This is a genomic window from Streptomyces sp. BK79 (assembly GCF_044142145.1).
In the GTDB taxonomy this organism is placed as follows: Bacteria; Actinomycetota; Actinomycetes; order Streptomycetales; family Streptomycetaceae; genus Streptomyces.
The window spans coordinates 230,652-251,892 of sequence record NZ_JBHVOC010000003.1; the positions used below are offsets into that span (position 1 = coordinate 230,652).

The 21,241-nt window shown below is 73.1% G+C and carries 17 protein-coding genes and 1 pseudogene; 14 read left to right on the top strand and 4 right to left on the bottom strand.

From position 1 onward, the window contains the following. Window positions 1-36: 36 nt before the first annotated feature. From ACFIF2_RS04865 to ACFIF2_RS04885, 5 genes and pseudogenes are all read left to right on the top strand, one after another. Entirely contained in the window at window positions 37-1,632 is a 1,596-nt protein-coding gene (locus ACFIF2_RS04865; RefSeq protein WP_395571224.1) for a PucR family transcriptional regulator, read from the top strand. A 114-nt stretch (window positions 1,633-1,746) separates the two neighbouring features. Then, on the top strand, window positions 1,747-2,589 hold the full coding sequence (locus ACFIF2_RS04870; protein WP_395571225.1) for a nitrilase-related carbon-nitrogen hydrolase: 843 nt from the start codon (window positions 1,747-1,749) through the stop codon (window positions 2,587-2,589). 38 nt (window positions 2,590-2,627) lie between these two features. Further along, on the top strand, window positions 2,628-4,031 hold the full coding sequence (hydA, locus tag ACFIF2_RS04875) for a dihydropyrimidinase (RefSeq protein WP_395571226.1): 1,404 nt from the start codon (window positions 2,628-2,630) through the stop codon (window positions 4,029-4,031). Window positions 4,032-4,042: 11 nt separating this feature from the next. Beyond that, a complete protein-coding gene (locus ACFIF2_RS04880) occupies window positions 4,043-5,065 on the top strand; it encodes a TIGR03842 family LLM class F420-dependent oxidoreductase (RefSeq protein ID WP_395571227.1) in 1,023 nt (340 codons plus the stop codon). A 109-nt stretch (window positions 5,066-5,174) separates the two neighbouring features. Beyond that, window positions 5,175-6,718, top strand: a pseudogene (locus ACFIF2_RS04885) (NCS1 family nucleobase:cation symporter-1). Here the strand turns inward: ACFIF2_RS04885 and ACFIF2_RS04890 are convergent. The 3 genes from ACFIF2_RS04890 to ACFIF2_RS04900 all read right to left on the bottom strand — a co-directional run bounded on the left by ACFIF2_RS04890 (window position 6,709) and on the right by ACFIF2_RS04900 (window position 9,267). Beyond that, window positions 6,709-7,377, bottom strand: coding sequence for a hypothetical protein (locus ACFIF2_RS04890; protein WP_395571228.1), 669 nt, complete (start codon window positions 7,375-7,377; stop codon window positions 6,709-6,711). The pseudogene ACFIF2_RS04885 and the gene ACFIF2_RS04890 sit on opposite strands and share 10 nt — an antisense overlap. 225 nt (window positions 7,378-7,602) lie before the next feature. Next, on the bottom strand, window positions 7,603-8,667 hold the full coding sequence (locus tag ACFIF2_RS04895; protein ID WP_395571229.1) for a biotin/lipoate A/B protein ligase family protein: 1,065 nt from the start codon (window positions 8,665-8,667) through the stop codon (window positions 7,603-7,605). Window positions 8,668-8,844: 177 nt separating this feature from the next. Beyond that, window positions 8,845-9,267, bottom strand: a complete 423-nt coding sequence (locus ACFIF2_RS04900; RefSeq protein ID WP_395571383.1) for an ATP-binding protein — start codon at window positions 9,265-9,267, stop codon at window positions 8,845-8,847. A gap of 385 nt (window positions 9,268-9,652) precedes the next feature. Between ACFIF2_RS04900 and ACFIF2_RS04905 the strand changes: the two genes are divergently transcribed. From ACFIF2_RS04905 to ACFIF2_RS04945, 9 genes are all read left to right on the top strand, one after another. Then, the gene (locus tag ACFIF2_RS04905) at window positions 9,653-11,056 is read left to right on the top strand and encodes a YncE family protein (protein WP_395571230.1); all 1,404 of its coding nucleotides are present in this window, start codon (window positions 9,653-9,655) and stop codon (window positions 11,054-11,056) included. A gap of 88 nt (window positions 11,057-11,144) precedes the next feature. Further along, window positions 11,145-11,915, top strand: coding sequence for an AraC family transcriptional regulator (locus ACFIF2_RS04910; RefSeq protein WP_395571231.1), 771 nt, complete (start codon window positions 11,145-11,147; stop codon window positions 11,913-11,915). A 152-nt stretch (window positions 11,916-12,067) separates the two neighbouring features. Beyond that, window positions 12,068-13,117, top strand: a complete 1,050-nt coding sequence (locus ACFIF2_RS04915; RefSeq protein ID WP_395571232.1) for an iron-siderophore ABC transporter substrate-binding protein — start codon at window positions 12,068-12,070, stop codon at window positions 13,115-13,117. Then, complete coding sequence (locus ACFIF2_RS04920; RefSeq protein ID WP_395571233.1) at window positions 13,114-14,154, top strand: FecCD family ABC transporter permease; 1,041 nt, start codon at window positions 13,114-13,116, stop codon at window positions 14,152-14,154. Before ACFIF2_RS04915 ends, ACFIF2_RS04920 begins: the two co-directional genes overlap by 4 nt. After that, window positions 14,151-15,203, top strand: a complete 1,053-nt coding sequence (locus ACFIF2_RS04925) for a FecCD family ABC transporter permease (RefSeq protein ID WP_395571234.1) — start codon at window positions 14,151-14,153, stop codon at window positions 15,201-15,203. Before ACFIF2_RS04920 ends, ACFIF2_RS04925 begins: the two co-directional genes overlap by 4 nt. Continuing rightward, window positions 15,200-16,054 carry an ABC transporter ATP-binding protein gene (locus ACFIF2_RS04930; RefSeq protein ID WP_395571235.1) on the top strand — a complete coding sequence of 285 codons (855 nt, stop codon included), beginning with the start codon at window positions 15,200-15,202 and terminating at the stop codon, window positions 16,052-16,054. Before ACFIF2_RS04925 ends, ACFIF2_RS04930 begins: the two co-directional genes overlap by 4 nt. A gap of 251 nt (window positions 16,055-16,305) precedes the next feature. Continuing rightward, a complete protein-coding gene (locus ACFIF2_RS04935) occupies window positions 16,306-17,613 on the top strand; it encodes an MFS transporter (RefSeq protein ID WP_395571236.1) in 1,308 nt (435 codons plus the stop codon). A gap of 32 nt (window positions 17,614-17,645) precedes the next feature. Continuing rightward, a complete protein-coding gene (locus tag ACFIF2_RS04940) occupies window positions 17,646-19,484 on the top strand; it encodes a gamma-glutamyltransferase family protein (RefSeq protein ID WP_395571237.1) in 1,839 nt (612 codons plus the stop codon). 84 nt (window positions 19,485-19,568) lie between these two features. Further along, complete coding sequence (locus ACFIF2_RS04945; RefSeq protein WP_395571238.1) at window positions 19,569-20,414, top strand: inositol monophosphatase family protein; 846 nt, start codon at window positions 19,569-19,571, stop codon at window positions 20,412-20,414. A 33-nt stretch (window positions 20,415-20,447) separates the two neighbouring features. Here ACFIF2_RS04945 and ACFIF2_RS04950 read toward each other — a convergent pair whose 3' ends face one another. Continuing rightward, window positions 20,448-21,128 carry an NAD(P)H oxidoreductase gene (locus ACFIF2_RS04950; RefSeq protein WP_395571239.1) on the bottom strand — a complete coding sequence of 227 codons (681 nt, stop codon included), beginning with the start codon at window positions 21,126-21,128 and terminating at the stop codon, window positions 20,448-20,450. Window positions 21,129-21,241 lie beyond the last annotated feature (113 nt).

Genomic DNA, 21,241 nt, shown 5'->3' on the forward strand with positions numbered 1-21,241 from the left:
GCGCCGAACCGCGCACCGAGCGGAGGTACCGCCGCCATGACCACCACCCGGGAGCCCTGGGAACCCGCCCTGTCGGTCCGTCAGGTCCTCGCCCTGGAGCGGGTGCTCGCCGGGCAGCCCGAGGTGGTGGCCGGCGCCCACCGGCTCGACCGGCCGGTGCGCTGGGTGCACGTCGCCGAGGCCGCCGACGTCGGCGTGATGCTCAGCGGCGGCGAGATGGTGCTCACCACCGGGGTCCTGCTCGCGGGCGACGAGGACAAGCAGGGCGAGTACGTCCGCTCCCTGCACCGCGCGGACGCCGCGGCGGTCGTGCTCGGCCTCGGCCGGGCCTTCCCCACCCCGCCCGACGGAATGCGCCGGGCCGCCGAACACTGCGGGCTGCCGATGGTCGTCCTGCACCGGCCCTTCCCCTTCGCCCAGCTCACCGAGGAGGTGCAGTCCCGGCTGCTGCGGCACACGTACGCCGCCGTCAGCCTCTCCGAGACCGTACGCACCGAACTGACCGGCCTGATCACCGCGGGCGCCCCGGTGCAGCGCCTGCTCGACGAGGTGGCCCGGCACGGCGGCTGCCCCGTGGTCGTCACCAACCTCGCCCACCGCGTCCTCGCCACGGCGGGGGAGCGGCCCGCGGTCGACGACGTGCTCCGGGACTGGGAACGCATCGCCCGCCAGGCCGGCGCCGGCCCGGCCGACGGCTGGATCCGCGCCGAGCTGACCTGCCGGGGCGAGCGCTGGGGCCGGCTGGTGCTGTGCGGCTACGGCGGGGACCGGGCCGCCGGGCGGCTGCTCGCCGACCGCGCCGCCGAGGCCCTCGTCCTGCACCGCATGCTGGGCGGCGGCGACGGGAGCCACGCCGGGGGGTCGGCGGGGGCGTGGGACTCCTGGGAGGAGCAGTCCGCGCGGAGCCTGCTCACCGACCTGGTCAGCGGCGCCGTACCCGCCCGGCACCTGCTGCCGCGGGCGCGGGCGGCCGGGCTGCCGGTGGGCCGGCGGGTCTTCGTCCCGCTGGTCGTCCGCGCCCGGGAACCGGTCCGCCCGGCCCGCGTCCTGCGGCTGCTGGGCCTGCCCGGGATCGTCGCCCCACTCGCCGACGGCACCAGCGCCGTCCTGCTCAGCCTCGCCCCCGACCAGGACCCCAGGGCGCTGACCGCCCACTTCGCGGCACGGCTGCGGTCGGAGCCGGACTCCGCCGGGGCGGTGGTGGCGGCGGCCGACGCGTGCGCCGCCTGGGAGGACGTACCCGCCGGGCTCCGTGAGGCCCGGCAGGTGGCCGACGCCGTCGACGACCTCGCGGCCCGCCCCGGCCTGCCGCCCGTCGTGCGGCTGCGCGACGTGCACCTGCGCGGACTGGTGCGGCTGCTGCGCGACGACCCGCACGTCCAGTCGTTCGCCGAGCGGGAGCTGGACGGACTGCTGCGCGGCCCCGACGAGGACCTGCTGTCCGTGCTGCGCACCTACCTCGCCACCGGCCGCAACAAGTCCCGCACCGCCCAGCTCCACCACGTCTCCCGGCCCGCTCTCTACCGCCGCCTGGAGGCCATACAGGGCCGCCTCGGCGTGGACCTCGACGACTTCGAGCAGGCCGCCTCCGTCCACATCGCGCTCCTCGCCCACGACGCCCAGCAGGGGTGACGCCGTGCATGACACCGTGCAATGCCCGCGCCCCGCAGACGTGACACCGTGCCCGTCGATCCGGCCGCACGCCGTCCCTAGTCTCGCCGTACACCGAGCGAGTGGAGGCCGAAGATGAGCCGAGTGATCCGTGCCGCGCTCTTCCAGACCGCCTGGACGGGCGACAGGGAATCGATGATCCAGGTCCACGAACAGGCGGTCCGCGACGCCGCCGCCCAGGGAGCCCAGGTCCTGTGCTTCCAGGAGCTGTTCTACGGGCCGTACTTCTGCCAGGTCCAGGACCCCGAGTTCTACGCCTACGCCGAGCGCGTCCCCGACGGCCCGGTCGTCGAGTGCTTCCGGCGCCTGGCCCGCGAGCACGGCATCGTCCTGGTGCTCCCGATGTACGAGGAGGAGCAGCCCGGCGTCCTCTACAACACCGCCGCCGTCATCGACGCCGACGGCTCCTACCTCGGCAAGTACCGCAAGACGCACATCCCGCAGGTCCGCGGTTTCTGGGAGAAGTTCTACTTCCGCCCCGGCAACTCGGGCTGGCCCGTCTTCGACACCGCCGTCGGCAAGGTCGGCGTCTACATCTGCTACGACCGGCACTTCCCGGAGGGCTGGCGGGCGCTGGGTCTCGAAGGCGCCGAGATCGTCTTCAACCCGTCGGCCACCTCGCGCGGCCTGTCCGGCTACCTGTGGCAGCTGGAGCAGCCGGCGGCGGCCGTCGCCAACGAGTACTTCGTCGGCGCCATCAACCGGGTCGGCGTCGAGGAGTTGGGCGACAACGACTTCTACGGCACCTCGTACTTCGTCGACCCCGAGGCCCAGTTCGTGGGCGAGGTGGCGAGCGACAAGGAGAGCGAACTCGTCGTCCGCGACCTCGACATGGGCAAGCTGCGCGAGGTCCGCGACCGCTGGCAGTTCTACCGCGACCGCGCGCCCGGCGCGTACTCCCCGCTGACCGCGCCCTGACCCGCCACCCGGGGCCCCTGACAGGAGGGAACAGCAGCATGAGCAGCCGTACCGTCATCCGCGGCGGCCTCGTCATCACCGCGTCCGACGAGATGCACGCCGACGTCCTGATCGAGGACGGCCGCGTCGCCGCCCTCGCCGCGACCGGCACCCCGGCCGCCGAGGCGTTCACGGCCGAGCGCGTCGTCGACGCGAGCGGCAAGTACGTCATCCCGGGCGGTGTCGACGGGCACACGCACATGGAGATGCCGTTCGGCGGCACCTACGCCGCCGACACCTTCGAGACCGGCACCCGCGCCGCCGCCTGGGGCGGGACGACGACGATCGTCGACTTCGCCATCCAGAGCGTCGGACACTCCCTGCGCTCCAGCCTGGACGCCTGGCACGCCAAGGCCGAGGGCAACTGCGCGATCGACTACGCCTTCCACATGATCGTCTCCGACGTGAACCAGAAGACGCTCAAGGAGATGGACCTGCTGGTGGAGGAGGGGGTCACCTCCTTCAAGCAGTTCATGGCCTACCCGGGCGTCTTCTACTCCGACGACGGCCAGATCCTGCGCGCCATGCAGCGCGCCGCCGGGAACGGCGGCCTGATCATGATGCACGCCGAGAACGGCATCGCCATCGACGTCCTGGTCGAACAGGCCCTCGCCCGCGGCGAGACCGACCCGCGTTTCCACGGCGAGGTACGCAAGGCCCTCCTCGAGGCCGAGGCCACCCACCGCGCCATCAAGCTCGCCCAGGTGGCCGGGGCGCCCCTGTACGTCGTGCACGTCTCCGCGTCCGAGGCGGTCGCGGAGCTGACCCGGGCCCGCGACGAGGGCCTGAACGTCTTCGGCGAGACCTGCCCGCAGTACCTGTTCCTGTCCACCGACAACCTCGCCGAGCCGGACTTCGAGGGCGCCAAGTACGTGTGCAGCACCCCGCTGCGCCCGCGCGAACACCAGGCGGCCCTGTGGCGGGGCCTGCGGACCAACGACCTCCAGGTGGTCTCCACCGACCACTGCCCCTTCTGCTTCAGCGGCCAGAAGGAGCTGGGACGCGGTGACTTCTCCAAGATCCCCAACGGCATGCCGGGCGTCGAGAACCGCATGGACCTGCTCCACCAGGCCGTCGTCGACGGGCACATCAGCCGCCGCCGCTGGATCGAGATCGCCTGCGCCACCCCGGCCCGCATGTTCGGCCTCTACCCGAAGAAGGGCACGATCGCGCCCGGCGCCGACGCCGACGTGGTCGTCTACGACCCGCACGCGGAGCAGGTCGTCTCCGCCGAGACCCACCACATGAACGTCGACTACTCGGCGTACGAGGGCAGGCGGATCACCGGCCGGGTGGAGACCGTGTTCTCGCGCGGCGTGCCGGTCGTCACCGAGCGGGAGTACACCGGGCGCAAGGGCCACGGCGTCTACACCCCGCGCGCCACCTGCCAGTACCTGAACTAGGAGCGGTGCCCATGGACTTCGGACTCGTCCTGCAGACCGACCCGCCGGCCTCCCGCGTCGTCGACCTGATGAAGCGGGCGGAGAGCAACGGCTTCCGCTACGGCTGGACCTTCGACTCCGCCGTGCTGTGGCAGGAGCCGTTCGTGATCTACAGCCAGATCCTGGCCCACACCACGACGCTCAAGGTCGGCCCGATGGTCACCAACCCCGGCACCCGCACCTGGGAGGTGACCGCCTCCACCTTCGCCACCCTCAACGACATGTTCGGCAACCGCACCGTCTGCGGCATCGGCCGCGGCGACTCCGCGATGCGCGTCGCCGGCCGCAGGCCCAACACCCTGGCCCGCATCAGCGAGGCCATGAAGGTCATCCGGGCGCTGGGCAGGGGAGAGGAGGCCGACCTCGGCGGCGGCACCGCCGTCCGGTTCCCCTGGATCCGGCCGGGCGCCGAAGTCCCCGTGTGGATGGCGGCGTACGGCCCGAAGGCTCTCAAGATGACCGGCGAGGAGGCCGACGGCTTCATCCTCCAGCTCGCCGACCTCTACCTGACCGAGTACATGGTCAAGGCCGTCAAGGACGCCGCCGTCGCCGCCGGACGCGACCCGGGCGACGTCACGATCTGCGTCGCCGCCCCGGCCTACGTCACCGCCGACGAATCGCCCGAGGCGCTCGCCCACGCGCGCGAGCAGTGCCGCTGGTTCGGCGGCATGGTCGGCAACCACGTCGCCGACCTGGTCGAGAAGTACGGCGCCCACTCGGCGGCCGTACCCGACGAACTCACCGACTACATCAAGGCCCGCGAGGGCTACGACTACGCCCACCACGGACGCAGCGGCAACCCGGACACCCGGTTCGTGCCGGACGAGATCGTCGACCGGTTCTGCCTGATCGGCCCGGCCGAGAAGCACATCGAGAAGCTGAACGCCCTGCGCGCCCTCGGCGTCGACCAGTTCGCGCTCTACGACATGCACGACGCGCAGGAGTCCGTGATCGACGCCTACGGCACGCGGATCATCCCGGCCGTCAACGCCTGACCCCACCCTCTTCCTCCCCGGGGAAGAGGGCCCAGGACGCGGCACCCGCGCAACCCCCTCGGCACCGCCCGCACGGCCTCTCCCGTCCCACCGCACGATTGGCCTGCCCATGACCGACACCGCGCCCACGGCGATACCGCCGTCCGCCCAAGTCACCCTCCCCGACGGGCGCGTGGAGCTCGCCCCCGGCTCCCCGCCGCCGAGCGGCCCCTACGCCAACGAGGACCTGCTGCCCGTCCCCGTCGAGGGACGCACCTGGACCACGTACAACTTCTCCGCGCTGTGGATCGGCATGGCCCACAACACGGCCTCCTGGACGCTGGCCTCCGGTCTGATCGCCGTCGGCATGGACTGGAAGCAGGCGGTGTTCACCATCGCCCTGGCCAACGTGATCGTGCTCCTGCCGATGCTGCTCACCGGGCACGCGGGACCCAAGTACGGCATCCCCTTCCCGGTGTTCGCCCGCGCCTCCTTCGGTATCCGCGGCGCCAACCTGCCCGCCGTGGTGCGGGCGCTGGTGGCGTGCGGCTGGTTCGGCATCCAGACCTGGATCGGCGGCGAGGCGATCTACTTCCTGGCCGGGAAGCTGATCGGCGACGGCTGGACGGACGCGGCGACGTTCGGCGGCTACGCCTGGACGATGTGGCTGTCGTTCGCGATCTTCTGGGCCATCCAGGTCGCCATCATCTACCGGGGCATGGAGACGATCCGCCGCTTCGAGAACTGGGCGGCGCCCTTCGTGCTGGTCGGCGCGTTCGTGATGCTGTGGTGGATGGCCGGCAAGGCGGGCGGCTTCGGCCCGCTCTTCGACCAGCCGTCGAAGCTGGGCTGGGGCGGCGACTTCTGGAAGCTGTTCTGGCCCTCCCTCATGGGCATGATCGGCTTCTGGTCCACCCTGTCCCTGAACATCCCGGACTTCACGCGCTACGGAAAGAGCCAGAAGGCCCAGACCCGGGGCCAGGCCCTCGGCCTGCCGACCACCATGACGCTGTTCGCGTTCCTCTCCGTGATGGTCACCTCCGGTTCGCAGGCGGTGTACGGGGAGGCCATCTGGGACCCGGTGAAGCTCGCCGCGAAGACGGACAACGCGGTGGGGCTCCTCTTCGCCCTCGTCACCGTCCTGGTCGCGACCCTGTCCGTGAACATCGCGGCCAACCTGGTCTCACCGGCCTTCGACTTCTCCAACGTCGCCCCGCGCAAGGTGAGTTTCCGGGCCGGCGCGCTCATCACCTGCGTCCTCGCCGTGCTGATCTTCCCGTGGAAGCTGTACTCCGACCCGCAGGGCTACATCTTCACCTGGCTCGGCCTGGTCGGCGGGCTGCTCGGCACGGTCGCCGGCATCCTCATCGCCGACTACTGGATCCTGCGCCGCGCCCGTCTCGACCTCGTCGACCTGTACCGCGCGGGCGGACGCTACTGGTACGCCGGGGCTGGAACTGGCGGGCGGTCGTCGCCTTCCTCGTCGGCGGGGTCCTGGCCATCGGGGGCGCCGATTTCCACCCGCTGGTCGACGGCAGGCCCGTGCCGTTCCTGGAACCGCTGGCCGACTACGGCTGGGCGGTGGGCCTCGGCACCTCCATGGCGCTGTACCTGGCCCTGATGCTGCTGCCCGCCACCCGACCCCGCCGGTCGGCCGCCACGGCTCAGCCCTGACCTTCCTCCAGGGCGGCCAGGGCCTCCTTGGCCGCCTTGATGGCACCCTTGTTGATCTCGTCCGTGCTCGGCGCCTTCTTCGACTCGAAGTCACTGCCGTTGTACGTGATCATCACCAGGGCGTTGGACGCGCGGACCAGCACCGTGCCCTCGCGGGTCTGCTGCTCGTCCTCGGTGGTGAGGTTCACGACGGAGTAGGCCTCCTCGCCCAGCCCCGGGACCTCGCCGCCGCCGGCGCGGTCGGCGATCCGCTCCTGGTACGACTTCCGCGCCGCCTCGTCCGACCGCATCACCTCGAAGGAGACGTCGAGCCAGCGGTAGTCGTATCCCTTGAGCGCGTTCCAGGAACAGGTGCGGCGCACGTCGGTGTCCGTGGACGGGATCTCCTTGCCGCCCGCCTTGGCGCCCGGCACCAGCGAGGTGACCGTCTTGCCGGCCAGGCTCGCGCAGGGCGCCGGGGCGGCCGCGTACGTCTTCGTCACCGCCTCGGTCGCCGGTGCGGAGGCGGAGGCGGACCGGTTCGTGGTGTCGGGCGGCGTCCGGTCCTTCGCGGCCGGTGAGGTGTCCGGCCCGGACGACAGGGCCCAGCCCGCCGTGGCGAGCACGGCGACCGGCGCCAGACGCGCGGTCAGGGCGAGCGGCAGGGGAAGAGAACGCACGGCGCACTTCTCGTGGGGGACGGTGCGGAGGGGGTCCGCACTGCGGACGGGACGCCAGTGTCACACGGCTGACTGTGGGGCGGAAGGCCGAACTCGGTGTGTGGTCGCGCGGTGACGCAGACGAATGGGACCGCCGGGCGCCCCCCTTCCAGGGCACCCGCGTCCAGGGCACCCGCGTCCAGGGCACCCCCCCGTCCAGGGCACCCGCTCCTAGGGCACCCGCTCCTAGGGCACCCGCGCCGTCCACTCGGCGGAGCCGAACTTCGTGCGGGCCAGCTCCCGTGCCCGGGCCAGCTCCTCGTCGGTCACCCTTCCCCCGGTGAGCCCGTACCGGCCGCCGAACGACTCGATCATCCGCTCGATCACGGCCTCCCGGGGCAGCCCGGTCTGCCGGCGCAGCGGGTCGACCCGCTTCCTCGCGCTCCTGGTGCCCTTGTCGGACATCTTCTCCTTGCCGATGCGCAGCACCTCCAGCATCTTGCCGGCGTCGATGTCGTACGACATGGTCACGTGGTGCAGGACGGCTCCGGGGCGGCCGTCCGGCCCCACGACGCGCTTCTGCGCGGCGCCCGCGATCTTGCCCTGGTCGGTGGCGATGTCGTTCAGCGGCTGGTACCAGGCGCGGATGCCCATCTCGCCGAGCGCGCCGAGCACCCAGTCGTCGAGGTAGGCGTAGCTGTCCTGGAAGGAGAGGCCCTGCACCAGGGCCTGGGGCACGGAGAGCGAGTAGGTGATCGTGTTGCCGGGCTCCACGAACATCGCGCCGCCGCCGGAGATCCGGCGCACCACCTCGACGCCGTGGCGTGCGGCGCCCTCGGCGTCCACCTCGTTGCGCAGCGACTGGAAGCTGCCGATGATCACCGCCGGGGCGGCCCACTCCCACACCCGCAGGGTCGGCGGACGCCGGCCGGCGGCGACCTCGGCGGTCAGCACCTCGTCCAGCGCCATGTGCAGGGCCGGGGACTGCGGACCCTCGTGGATCAGCTGCCAGTCGTAGTCCGTCCAGTCCGTGGCGTGCGCGAGGGCCCGGCGCACGGCGATGCCGACACCCTCCGAGGTGAGCCCGTACATGACGGTGCCCTCGGGCAGCGCCGCGTCGATCCGCGCGGCGAGTGAGGCGGCGTCGGCGTCCGCCGGGGCGCCCTCCAGCGCGCGGTTCACGGCGTCCAGCGCCTCGTCCGGTTCCAGGAAGAAGTCGCCCGCCACGCGCGCGTGCCGCAGCACACCGTCCTCGGACTCCACGTCCACGACGACCAGCTTGCCGCCGGGGATCTTGTACTCGCCATGCACGGCCTTCGTTCCCTTCCCGTGCGCGGCGTGGGTCGTGAGCCAGGTGCCCCGACATCAGGACAGACGCGCACATACGTCGTGTCGCACCCTAACGCCGCTCATGGCGAGGCCGTGACCTGGTGCCGTTCCCGCTCCGGCGCGTCACCGCCCGGTTCCGCCCCGTACCGGCGGGCGTGGTCAGCGGGCGTCCTCGGTCGCGGTCGGCGGCCGGAAGCAGGCGATGACCGTCTTGCCGTCCGGGCAGCGACGTGCCTCCCAGCTGTCGGCCAGCGCGTCGACCAGGAACAGACCCCGCCCGCCCGGCCGTTCGCCGCTCGCCGGCCGTGGGGTGGGCAGGTGCGTCGAGGCGTCGTGCACGGCGACGTGCAGGCAGGTGCCGTCCCAGGTCATGACCAGTTGGGCGGGGGAGTGCGCGTGCACATGGGAGTTGGTGACCAGTTCGGACACGGTGAGCAGGACGTCGTCCACCGTCTGCGGGGCGTCGTCGGTCCAGTCGAGCGTCTCCAGGTGCTCACGGGCCCAGTCGCGGGCCGCCTTCGGGCCGCTGCGCAGCGGCAGCGAGCGCGCCCACCCGACCGCCCGCAGTGACGAGTCATCCACGGTGTTCCCCCGGTCGTCCACGGTGTTCCCCCGGTCGTCGACGGTGATCCCCCGGCTCCGTTCCATGCCCCGCGAGTACCCCGGCGCGCTGCGGGAAGTCACGCGCCCTTCGCGGCGATGCGCTGAACGTTTTCGGCCAGATAGATCCGGCCGGAAGGTCGCGCAATCGAACGATCCGCACGCGTTCGCGTGCCCTTCACCCGTATTCGATCCGATATGGGCGAGTGAAGGGGAAAGGCTGATTCCGGCCCGCTTGGAAGCGCGGTTCCGGGGACCGCCGCGTCGGAATGTGTGCTTGTTGTGTCAACTTGTGCGGCACCGGTGACCGCACGGGTCACCGGGCCCGACGTCCCGCGCGGGACGGTCATTCCCTTGAGGAGGTGCGGTGATCCCACGTGGGTTCCGTATCGGAAGACGTACGACGACGGCGGCCCTCGCGGCCCTCGCCGTGACCCTCGTCGTGCCGCACACGGCCGTCGCCGCCGACCCCGCGGGGACGCGTACCGCGTGGCGAGCCGTCACCCCGCAACCCCGCGTGGCGACCCTGCCGATGGAGGACTACGGCGACCTCGTCGTGGACGGCGCGCACCAGAAGCTGTTCCTCAGTGATCCCGCGGGCGGCGCGGTCGTCGTCACCGACTTCCGGGGCGCCGTGCTCCAGCGGATCACCGGCCTGCCCGGCGCGGCGAAACTCGCCCTGGCGCCGGACTCCGCCACGCTCTACGCGGCGCTGCCCGACGCGGACGCCATCGCGGCGATCAGCACGACCACCCACCGCGTCACCGCGCGGTACGCGACCGGTGAGGGCACCGGCCCGGCGTCGGTCGTCGTCAGCGGGAAGCGGCTCTGGTTCGGATACGGCGGCCTGGGCGCCGGCGACATCGGCTCCGTCGACCTGACGACGGCCCGGCCGGTGGTCCGGCTCGGCCAGTCGGTGGCCGACCGCTGGTACTCCGCGCCGTCCCTCTACGTGTCTCCCGCCGACCCCGGCACCGTGGTGGCGGGCCAGGAGATCGGCAGCCCCACCCCGATCGCGGTGTACGACGTCCGTACGGGCGTGGCGCGGGAGAAGGCCTACCGGTGGAACCCCAGCGGGTACACCGGCACGCTCGCGGACCTCGCCTTCAGCCCGGACGGCAAGCACATCGTGCTCGCCAGCGGCGCCCCGTACTACCACCAGGTGCTGCGTACCGCCGACCTCGCCGACGCCGGGCAGTACCCGTCCGCCGCCTACCCGGACGCGGTCGCCGTCGCGCCGAGCGGGGCGGTGGCCGCCGGAGTCGACAGCTCGCACGGCTCCGACGTCTTCATGTACCGGCCGGGCACCCGTGTCTCGCACGGCGTCTTCGAGTTCGCCTCGGGCGACTCCTCCCCGCTGCTGCTGCCCGGCGGCCTGGGCTGGGCACCCGACTCGCGGCGCCTGTTCGCCGTCACCCAGGAGTTCCACGAGGGCGCCCCCGTCACCCTGCGCGTCCTGACCAGTCCCGGCCGGGCGGTCAGCGACCTGGCGCTGTACATCCCCTCGTGGGGGGAGCCGGGTGAGCTGCGGTTCGGCGGCCGGCTCAGCTCCGACCTGCCGATCGCGCCGGGTACGGAGATACGGATCAGCCGCCTCGACCCGGGAGCGACCGAGGCGACCGCGCTCCCCTCGGTGAAGGCCGACGCGGAGGGGGCGTTCGCGTTCACGGACCGGCCGATGGGCAGCGGCCTCGCCGTGTACACCGCGAGCTTCGGCGGGGACGCGCTGCACCTGCCGTCCATCGGACGCACGGAGGTCCAGCTCGGCTGAGGCCGGGTCCGGCACGGTCCGGTGCGCGGTCGGGGCCCGTCCCGCCCGCGTACCGTCCGTGGGGCGGGTGCCGGTTAGCCTGACCCGCATGCGTGTCACCAGGGAGCTGCCGGCGCTCGCCGCCGGCGAGGTGGACGTGCCCTTCGTGATCAAGGGGTACGAGGAGGTCGTCGCCGCCGACACGGCCTGGAACGAGCACTCCCACCCGTGGCACGAACTGCTCTGGAACGAACACGGCGCGTCCACCGTCGTGGTGGGCTCGCAGGTGTGGTGCGTGACGCCGACCCTGGGCCTGTGGATGCCGGCGGGGCAGCTGCACTCCGCCTCGGCGGTCGCCGGCACCGCGTACCGGGCCCACTTCTTCCGGCACGGCACGGTCTCCGCGCTGCCCGGCCGGCCGGTGGCCGTGGACATCACGCCGCTGCTGCGGCTCCTGCTGGAGCGGCTGGAGGAGCCGGACCTGTCCGCGCGCTCCCGGTCCGTGACCGAGGCGACGGTCCTGGACGTCCTGCGGCCCTCGTCCCGCGCGCTGCTGGTGCAGATGCCCACGTCCCCGCTGCTGCGGCCGATCGTGGACGCGGTCCGGGCCGACCCCGCCCACCAGCGGACGCTGGCCGGCTGGGCCGCCTCCCTCGGGTGCAGCGCGCGCACGCTCACCCGGGCCTTCCAGAGCGAGACGGGCACGAGCTTCGCCCGCTGGGTGGCGGCGGTGCGGGCCCAGCACGCCGTGCACCTCCTCTCCCGCGGCTTCGAGGTCGATGTGGTGGCCGACGCCGTCGGCTACCGCTCGGCGAGCGCCTTCGGTGCCGCCTTCCGCCGGACCACGGGCACGACCCCCGGCAGGTTCCGGGTGCGCTGACGCCCCGACAGGTGTCCCGATCGCTACAAGGGCTGTCGAAAAGGCTCGATTGATGTACGCACATCGACTCCTTACTCTGTGTGGGCAGGCAAGGCTTACCTAACTTGCCGTGCTTGTCGCGTATCCCTGAACCGAAAGTGACGACCGGGTCGATGAGAACTCCACGTGTTCGCGCGCTCGCCCTCGCGGCGGCCCTCCTGCTCGGCCTCACCGCCTGCGGCGGCCAGGACGGTGACCAGGACGACAGCGGCGCCGCCGGTGCCGGTGCCGGTGCCGACGCGCAGTTCCCGATGACGGTCGAGCACGCGCTCGGCAAGACCGTCGTCCCCGAGAAGCCCACCCGCGTCGCCACCGTGAACTGGGCCAACGAGGAGGTGCCGCTCGCCCTCGGCGTCGTCCCCGTCGGCATGGCCAAGGCCACCTTCGGCGACGACGACGCGGACGGCGTGCTGCCCTGGACCGAGGAGCGGCTGAAGAAGCTCGGCGCCAAGACGCCGGTCCTCTTCGACGAGACCGACGGCATCGACTTCGAGGCCGTCGCCGACACCAAGCCCGACGTCATCCTCGCCGCCTACTCCGGACTGACCGAGCAGGACTACGAGACGCTCAGCCGGATCGCCCCCGTCGTGGCCTACCCCGAGGCCGCCTGGGCGACCCCGTGGCGCGACATCATCCGCATGAACAGCAAGGCCATCGGACTCGCCGACGAGGGCGACAAGCTGATCGGCGACCTGGAGGCGCGGATCGAGCAGACCGCCGCCAAGTACCCGCAGCTCAAGGGCAAGTCGGCGATGTTCATGACGCACGTGTCGTCCAAGGACGTCAGCCAGGTCGGCTTCTACACGGTCCACGACACCCGCACCCAGTTCTTCACCGACCTCGGCATGAAGATCCCCGCCAGCGTCGCCGGACCCTCGAAGTCGACGAAGAAGTTCGTCCTCACCAAGAGCGCCGAGCGCATCGACGACTTCAACGACGTCGACGTCATCACCGGCTACGGCGACGACAAGGGCGAACTGCTGAAGGCGCTCAAGGCCGACCCGCTGACCTCGAAGCTGGCCGCGGTCGAGCGGGGCTCCATCTACCTGCTGCCCGGCACCACCCCCCTGGCCACCGCCGCCAACCCCACCCCCCTGTCGATCCCGTACGTCCTGGACGACTACGCGAAGGCGCTCGCCCAGGCCGCGGACAAGGTCAAGTGACCGTCACCGCCCCGACCGCGCCGGACACCGTCCCGATACGGCGTCCGGCGCGCGTCCGCTTCCTGTGGCTCCTCGCCGTCGCCGTGGTGCTGGCCGCCGTCATGACGGCCTCCCTCGCCTTCGGTTCCCGCTCCGTCGCCTGGTCCGACGTGTGGGCGGCGCTCGGCGGCGCCGAGCACACCCTGGAGGAGGCGGCGGTCGCCAAACGCGTACCGCGCACCCTCCTGGCCGTCGTCGTCGGCGCCGCCCTCGGACTGTCCGGCGCGGTCATGCAGGGCGTCACCCGCAACCCGCTGGCCGACCCCGGCATCCTCGGCGTCAACATGGGCGCCTCCCTGGCCGTGGTCACCGCCATCGCCCACTTCGGCCTCGCCTCCGCGTCCGGATACATCTGGGTGGCGATGCTCGGGGCGGCCCTGACCGCCGCCTTCGTGTACGCCGTCGGCTCGCTGGGCCGCGGCGGCGCCACCCCGCTGAAGCTGGCGCTCGCCGGGGCCGCCATCTCAGCGGCGCTCGCCTCGCTGGTCAGCGCCGTCGTCCTGCCGCGCAACGACATCTCCGACACCTTCCGGCTGTGGCAGATCGGCGGCGTCGGAGGCGCCTCCTGGGACCAGCTCGGCAGCGTCCTGCCCTTCCTCGGCGCCGGGTTCGTGATCTGCCTGGCCGCCGCCCGCGCCCTCAACTCCCTCGCCCTCGGCGACGACCTGGCCGCCGGCCTCGGGGAGCGGGTGGCGCTGGTCCGGGCCGGCGCGGCACTCGGCGCGGTCGTGCTGTGCGGGGCGTCCACCGCCGTCGCCGGGCCGATCGTCTTCGTCGGCCTCGTCGTACCGCACACCTGCCGGCTCCTGGTCGGCGTCGACCACCGCTGGCTGCTGCCCTTCTCCGCGCTGAGCGGCGCCATCCTGCTGACCGCCGCCGACGTGGTGGGCCGCGTCGTGGCCCGGCCGGCCGAGATCGACGTGGGCATTCTGACCGCGATCATCGGCGCCCCCTTCTTCATCCACATCGTCCGCAGGCAGAAGGTCACGTCACTGTGAGCGCCCCACCCCTCAGCGCCCCCACCGCGCGGCCGGCCGTCACCCGGGCCCGGATCCGCGCCGCCCGCCGGCGTCGGCTCCTCGCCCTGGCCCTGCTGCTCCTGGTCGCCGCCGCGTTCGTCACCACCCTCATGGCCGGCCACACCTTCTACCCGGCCGGCGACGTGCTGCGCGTGGTCATGGGCGAGCAGGTCCCCGGCGCGTCCTTCACCGTCGGCACGCTGCGGCTGCCGCGGGCGGTGCTCGCCCTGACCGCCGGCTTCAGCTTCGGCATGGCCGGCGTCACCTTCCAGACCATGCTCCGCAACCCGCTCGCCAGCCCCGACGTCATCGGCATCAGCGCGGGAGCGAGCGCGGCGGCCGCCATCGCCATCGTCACCTTCTCGCTGAGCGGGACCGAGGTGTCGGTCGTGGCGATCGCCGCCGCGCTCGGGGTGGCGCTGCTCATGTACACGCTCGCGTTCCGCGACGGGGTCGCCGGCACCCGGCTCATCCTCATCGGCATCGGCGTCGCCGCCCTGCTCGACAGCGTCACCTCCTACGTCCTGTCGCAGGCTGGCGAGTGGGACCTCCAGGAGGCCATGCGCTGGCTCACGGGCAGCCTCAACGGCAGCACCTGGGAAGAGACCCTGCCCGCCGTCGTCGCGCTGCTCGTGTGCGGACCGCTGCTGCTGTCCCGGGCCCGCGACCTGAGCGCGCTGAGCCTGGGCGACGACACCGCCTCCGCCCTCGGCGTCCGCGTCGAACGCACCCGCGTCACGGTGATCGTCGCGGCCGTCGGGCTCATCGCGTTCGCGACGGCGGCCGCCGGACCGATCGCCTTCGTCGCCTTCCTCTCCGGGCCGATCGCCGCCCGCCTGGTCGGGACCGGAGGCTCCCTGCTGGTCCCCGCGGGACTGGTCGGCTCCCTGCTCGTCCTGGTCGCCGACTTCACCGGCCAGTACGCCTTCGACACCCGCTACCCCGTGGGCATCGTCACCGGCGTCCTCGGCGCGCCCTACCTCGTCCACCTGATCGTCCGCACCAACCGGGCCGGAGGCTCACTGTGACCGCGTCGCACACCCTCGCCACCGAGGACCTCACGCTCGGCTACGGCGACCGTGCCGTCATCGAGGGCCTGGACCTGTCCCTCGCGGCCGGGCGGATCACGGTGATCGTCGGGGCCAACGCCTGCGGCAAGTCGACCCTGCTGCGCGCCATGTCCCGGCTGCTCGTGCCGCGCACCGGACGGGTCGTGCTGGACGGCAAGGAGGTGCACCGCACGCCCGCCAAGGAACTCGCCCGCACCCTGGGCCTGTTGCCCCAGTCACCGGTCACGCCCGAGGGCATCACGGTCCTGGACCTGGTCGGCCGGGGCCGCCACCCCCACCAGCGCGCCTTCTCCCGCTGGACGGCGAAGGACGACGCGGCGGTCGGCGCCGCCCTGGAGGCCACCCACACGACCGACCTGATGGACAGGGCCGTCGACGAACTCTCCGGCGGCCAGCGCCAGCGCGTGTGGATCGCGATGGCGCTGGCCCAGCAGACCGACCTGCTGCTGCTCGACGAGCCCACCACGTTCCTCGACATCAGCCACCAGATCGAGGTCCTCGACCTGCTCACCGACCTGAACCGGACCCGCGGCACCACGATCGTCATGGTCCTGCACGACCTCAACCTGGCCGCACGCTACGCCGACCGGCTCGTCGCCCTGGCCTCCGGACGCCTGCACGCCGCCGGGACGACCGACGAGGTGATGACCGAGGAGACGGTCCGGGCGGTCTACGGCATGGAGAGCCGCGTCATCGAGGACCCGGTCTCCGGCAAGCCCCTCGTCCTGCCGATCGGACGCCACCACTCGACCGCACCGGCCGACGAAGCGCCGGCCGGAACACCCTCCCCGGCGAACACGACGGCCTGACCGGGCCCTGACCACCTCACCAGGCCCCTGACCGCCCTCCACCGGGCCCCTGACCACCTCACCGGGCCCCTGTCCGCCCCCACCGCCCCCCTGACCGCCCACCATCGGCGCCCACGGCCCCCTCGGAACCAGGAACACGGAGTACGGCCATGCCCTCGCCCCACCCCCAACCGCCCACCGCGGCGGCCGCGTCGCCGCGGCACCCCGGCAGCGCCCGCCCGGCGCCCGGGCCGGCCGGGAGCCGCTGAACCATGGCACCGAAGCTCACCGCGCTGCTGCCCGACCTCGCCCCCTGGCGCTCCTCCCGGGACTTCCGCCTCCTGTGGTCGCAGGGCCTGGTGACCTACCTCGGCAGCGTCATGGCCCTGATCGCGCTGCCGCTCCAGATCAAGGAGCTGACCGGCTCACCGCTCGCGGTCGGTGTGATGGGCGCCGTCGAACTCGTCCCCCTGGTGGTCTTCGGCCTCTACGGCGGGGCGCTCGCGGACGCCGTGGACCGGCGCAGGGTCATCGTGCTGACCGAGGCGGGCCTCGGACTGCTCGCCGTCGTCCTCCTGCTCAACGCGATGCTGCCGCGGCCCAGCCTGTGGCCGCTGTACGTGGTGGCGGCCGGGGTGGCGGCACTCGCCGGGCTCCAGCGCCCGGCACTGGACTCCCTGCTGGCCCGCATCGTCCCGCACAACCAGCTCGCCGCGGCGGCCGCGCTGAACGCCCTGCGCTGGCAGGCCGGCGCGATCGCCGGACCCGCCCTCGCGGGGCTCGTCGTCGCCTACGCGGGCAACGTCCCCGCGTACGCCACCACCGTGGTCTGCTTCGCCGCCTCGGTCCTGATGTGCCGCCGGCTCAGTCCCGCGCCGCCCGTCGAGCACGCGGCCAAGCCGTCCTGGCGGGGCATCGTCGAAGGGGCCCGGTACGCCTGGTCCAGGCCGGTGCTGCTGGGCACGTACGCCATCGACCTGGCGGCGATGTTCTTCGCCTTCCCCAACACCATCTTCCCTTTCCTCGCGGACGAACTGGACGCCGACTGGTCGCTCGGGCTCATGTACTCGGCCGGAGCCGTCGGATCGCTGCTGGTCAGCCTGACCAGCGGCTGGGTGTCCCGCACCCGGCGGCACGGCCTGCTGGTGGTGTGCGGCGCGGCCGGCTGGGGCCTGGCCATGGCGGCGGCCGGCTGGACGTCGCAGGTCTGGCTGGTGCTGGCGTGCCTCGCCCTGGCCGGGGCGGGGGACATGCTCAGCGGGCTGGGCCGCTCGACCATCTGGAACCAGACCATCCCCGACCGGCTGCGCGGCCGCCTCGCCGGCATCGAGGTCCTCTCCTACAGCGTCGGCCCGCAACTCGGCCAGGTCCGCGCCGGCGCGATGGCGGGCTGGACCGGCGCCCGACCGGCCATCTGGAGCGGCGGCCTGGCCTGCGTCGCCGCGGTGGGCCTGCTCACCATGGCCCTGCCCAGGCTGCTCGCCTACGACTCGCGCACCGACGAGGACGCCGCACGGCGCCGGGCACAGGAGGAGGGCCCCACCGTTCCCGCCCCCGGGCCGGACGGGGAGAATCGATGAGGCCGTCGACCCCAGCGGACACGAGGTGACAGATGCGGTTCACCACCCGACCCACCCTCCAGGGCACCTTCGGCATGGTGTCCTCCACCCACTGGCTGGCCTCGCAGTCGGCCATGGCGGTCCTGGAGGACGGGGGCAACGCCTACGACGCCGCCGTGGCCGGCGCCTTCGTGCTGCACGTCGTCGAGCCGCACCTCAACGGGCCCGCCGGGGAGGTGCCGATCCTGCTCGCGCCGGCCGGCGGCGAGGTGCGGGTGCTGTGCGGACAGGGCGTGGCACCGGGCGGGGCGACGGTCGCGCACTACAAGGGACTCGGACTGGACCTCGTCCCCGGCACCGGCCCGCTGGCCGCCGCCGTGCCCGGCGCCTTCGACGCCTGGATGCTGCTCCTGCGCGACCACGGCACCAAGCCGCTGGATGACGTACTGAAGTACGCCATCGGCTACGCCGAGCACGGGCACCCGCCCGTGGAGCGGTTCACCCAGACCGTCGAGACCGTGCGGGAGCTGTTCGAGACGGAGTGGACGTCCTCGGCCGAGGTCTACCTCCCGGACGGGCACCCGCCCCGCCCCGGACGGCTCTTCCGCAACCCCGCCCTCGCCGCCACCTGGAAGCGGCTGCTCGCCGAGACCGCCGGCGCGGGGGACCGGGAGGCGCGCATCGACGCGGCGCGCGAGGTCTGGCGCACCGGGTTCGTCGCCGAGGCCCTCGTCCGGCAGTCCGCGCGCCCCACCCTGGACACCAGCGGCGCGCGCCACACCGGCACCCTGACCGCCGCCGACCTCGCCGGCTGGTCCGCGACCTACGAGGCGCCGGCGACGTACGACTGGAACGGCTGGACCGTGTGCAAGGCCGGTCCCTGGAGCCAGGGACCCGTGCTGCTCCAGCAACTGGCGCTGCTCCCGCCCGAACTGCCCCGCTACGGCTCCGCCGACTACGTCCACCTGCTGGTCGAGGGCTGCAAGCTCGCCATGGCCGACCGGGAGGCCTGGTACGGGGACGCGGCCGGCGCGGCCGGGGTGCCGCTCGACGAACTGCTGTCGCCGCAGTACAACGCCGGGCGGCGCGGGCTCGTCGGCGACAAGGCGTCCTTCGAGCTGCGGCCCGGCAGCCCGGGCGGGCGCACCCCGCGGCTCAGTGCCCACGCGCGCGGGGCGGCCGCGGAGGCGGAGGGCTTCGACGCCCTGGGAGTCGGCGAGCCGACGGTCGCCAAGAGCCCGGCGTCCCCCGTGCCGGGCGAACCGGACGTCGCCGCCGACGGCGGCACCCGCGGCGACACCTGCCACATCGACATCGTCGACCGCTGGGGCAACATGGTCGCGGCCACGCCCAGCGGCGGCTGGCTCCAGTCCAACCCCGTCGTGCCCGAACTGGGCTTCGCGCTCGGCACCCGGCTCCAGATGACCTGGCTGGAGGAGGGCCTGCCCAACTCGCTCACCCCGGGGCGCCGCCCGCGCACCACGCTCACCCCCTCACTCGTGCTGCGCGACGGGGTGCCCGTCATGGCGTTCGGCACGCCCGGCGGCGACCAGCAGGACCAGTGGCAGCTGCACTTCCTGCTGGCTCTCGCCCTGCGCGCGCCGGTGCGCGGCGGCCTCGACCTCCAGGGCGCGATCGACGCGCCGAACTGGCACAACGACGGCTTCCCCGGGTCGTTCTTCCCGCGCGGCATGCGGGCCGGGAGCCTCACCGTGGAGTCCCGCCTGTCGCCCGCGGTCGTCGAGGAGCTGCGGCGGCGCGGGCACGACGTGACGGTCGGCGAGGACTGGTCGGAGGGCCGCCTGTGCGCCGTCGCCCGAGACCCGGAGACGGGCGTGCTGTCGGCGGCGGCGAACCCGCGCGGCATGCAGGGGTACGCGGTCGGCCGCTGACCCCGCACCGCCTGTTCGCGCCGATTCCACCCGGCGTACCCGACCCGGGTGGGGATTGTCAGTGGGGCGTGCTCTCATGGAGTCATGATCGAGAACAACGAAACCATCGACGAGTTTCTCGCCCGCCACGCAGACGAGGTGGAGGAGGCCGTCCGCAAGGCCGCCGCCCAGGAGATCATGCCGCGCTGGCGCCGGCTCGCGGAGCACGAGGTCGACCAGAAGGCCGGCCCGCACGACCTGGTCACGGACGCCGACCGCAAGGCCGAGCTGTACCTCACCGAGGTCCTGGCCGACCTGCTGCCCGGCTCGGTCGTGGTCGGCGAGGAGGCCGTGCACGCCAACCCCGCGTCGTACGAGGCGATACGCGGCGACGCGCCGGTGTGGATCATCGACCCCGTCGACGGGACGCGCCAGTTCGTCCACGGCGACCCCGGCTTCTGCACCCTGGTCGCGCTCGCCCACCACGGCGTCGTGCGGGCCTCGTGGACCTACGCCCCCGTCGACGACCGCCTCGCCACGGCCGTCCGGGGCCGGGGCGCCTTCCTGGACGGTGAGCGGCTGTACGCCGGGCCGCCCGAGCCCGGTCGCGACCTGCGGGTCGCCACCTCCCACCCGGACTACACGACCGACGAGCAGAAGCACGCCCTGACCGGCCTGCGCACCCCGGGCGTCGCCCCCCGCGCCTGCGGCTCGGCCGGCCTGGAGTACCTCGCCGTCGCCCTCGGCGAGTCCGACGCCACCGCCTTCTCCTGGGAGGCGGCGTGGGACCACGCGGCGGGCCTGCTCCTGGTCGAGGAGGCGGGCGGCACCCACCTGACCCGCGCGGGCGATCCCTTCCGCATCACCGGGGACAACGACCTGCCGTTCACCGCGGCCCGCGACGCGGCCACGGCCCGACGGGTGGTGGCCCTGCTGTCCGGCGAGGCCTGATCCCGGCCGTGGCCCCCTCGGTGGCGGCGGGCCTCAGGCCGCCACCCGCTCCCACGCGAGGAACTTCTCGACGTACTCCCGCGCGCGACGGTCGAAGTCGGCGTACTGCGCCTCACGCTCGGCGCCCGCGACCGCGTCGCCGACCAGCAGGTTGCCCTCGGCGTCCACCCGCTGCGGGCGCTCCTCCGCGTCGGTGAGCAGGCCGACGGAGGAGTGGGCGAAACCGCAGTAGTAGGCGATGCCCTCGCTCAGGTTGGTCTCCAGGACGGACCGCATCCCCTCCACGACCCCGTCGTCGGCGGTGGCGCCGGCCAGACCCAGCCACAGCATGCGCTTGCCCGCGAGCCGGGGCTTGCTGCGGCCGTAGGCGAACCCGTAGTTCCACACCCGGTCGATCCACCCCTTGAGGAGGGCGGGCACGCTCTGCCAGTACACCGGGAAGACGGCGACGACGACCTCGGCGGCCAGGACGCGCCGCATGTGGGCCCGCGCCTCCTCCGAGTACGCCTTCTCCCTGTTCCCCCAGTCCGGCTGGTCGGCCACGGTCATCCGCGGGTCGAACCCCTCGGCGTGCAGGTCGAGCAGGTCGACGCGGTATCCGGCGGCCTCGAGCCTCGCGGCCGTACGGCGGGCGGTGTGCGCCGTGAGGGAATCGGCGCGGTGGTGGGCGACGACGACGAGGGCTGTCCTGCTGCCGCTGGTGTGCTGCGTCACGGTGACTCCTGGCTCGGCTCGATGCGGTGTCGTGCACTTCGACGGGTCCAGTACAGCCCCCGGTCGCGTGGATGATCCATGGGAGAAACTCTTCGGAACATAGGAGATCGTCC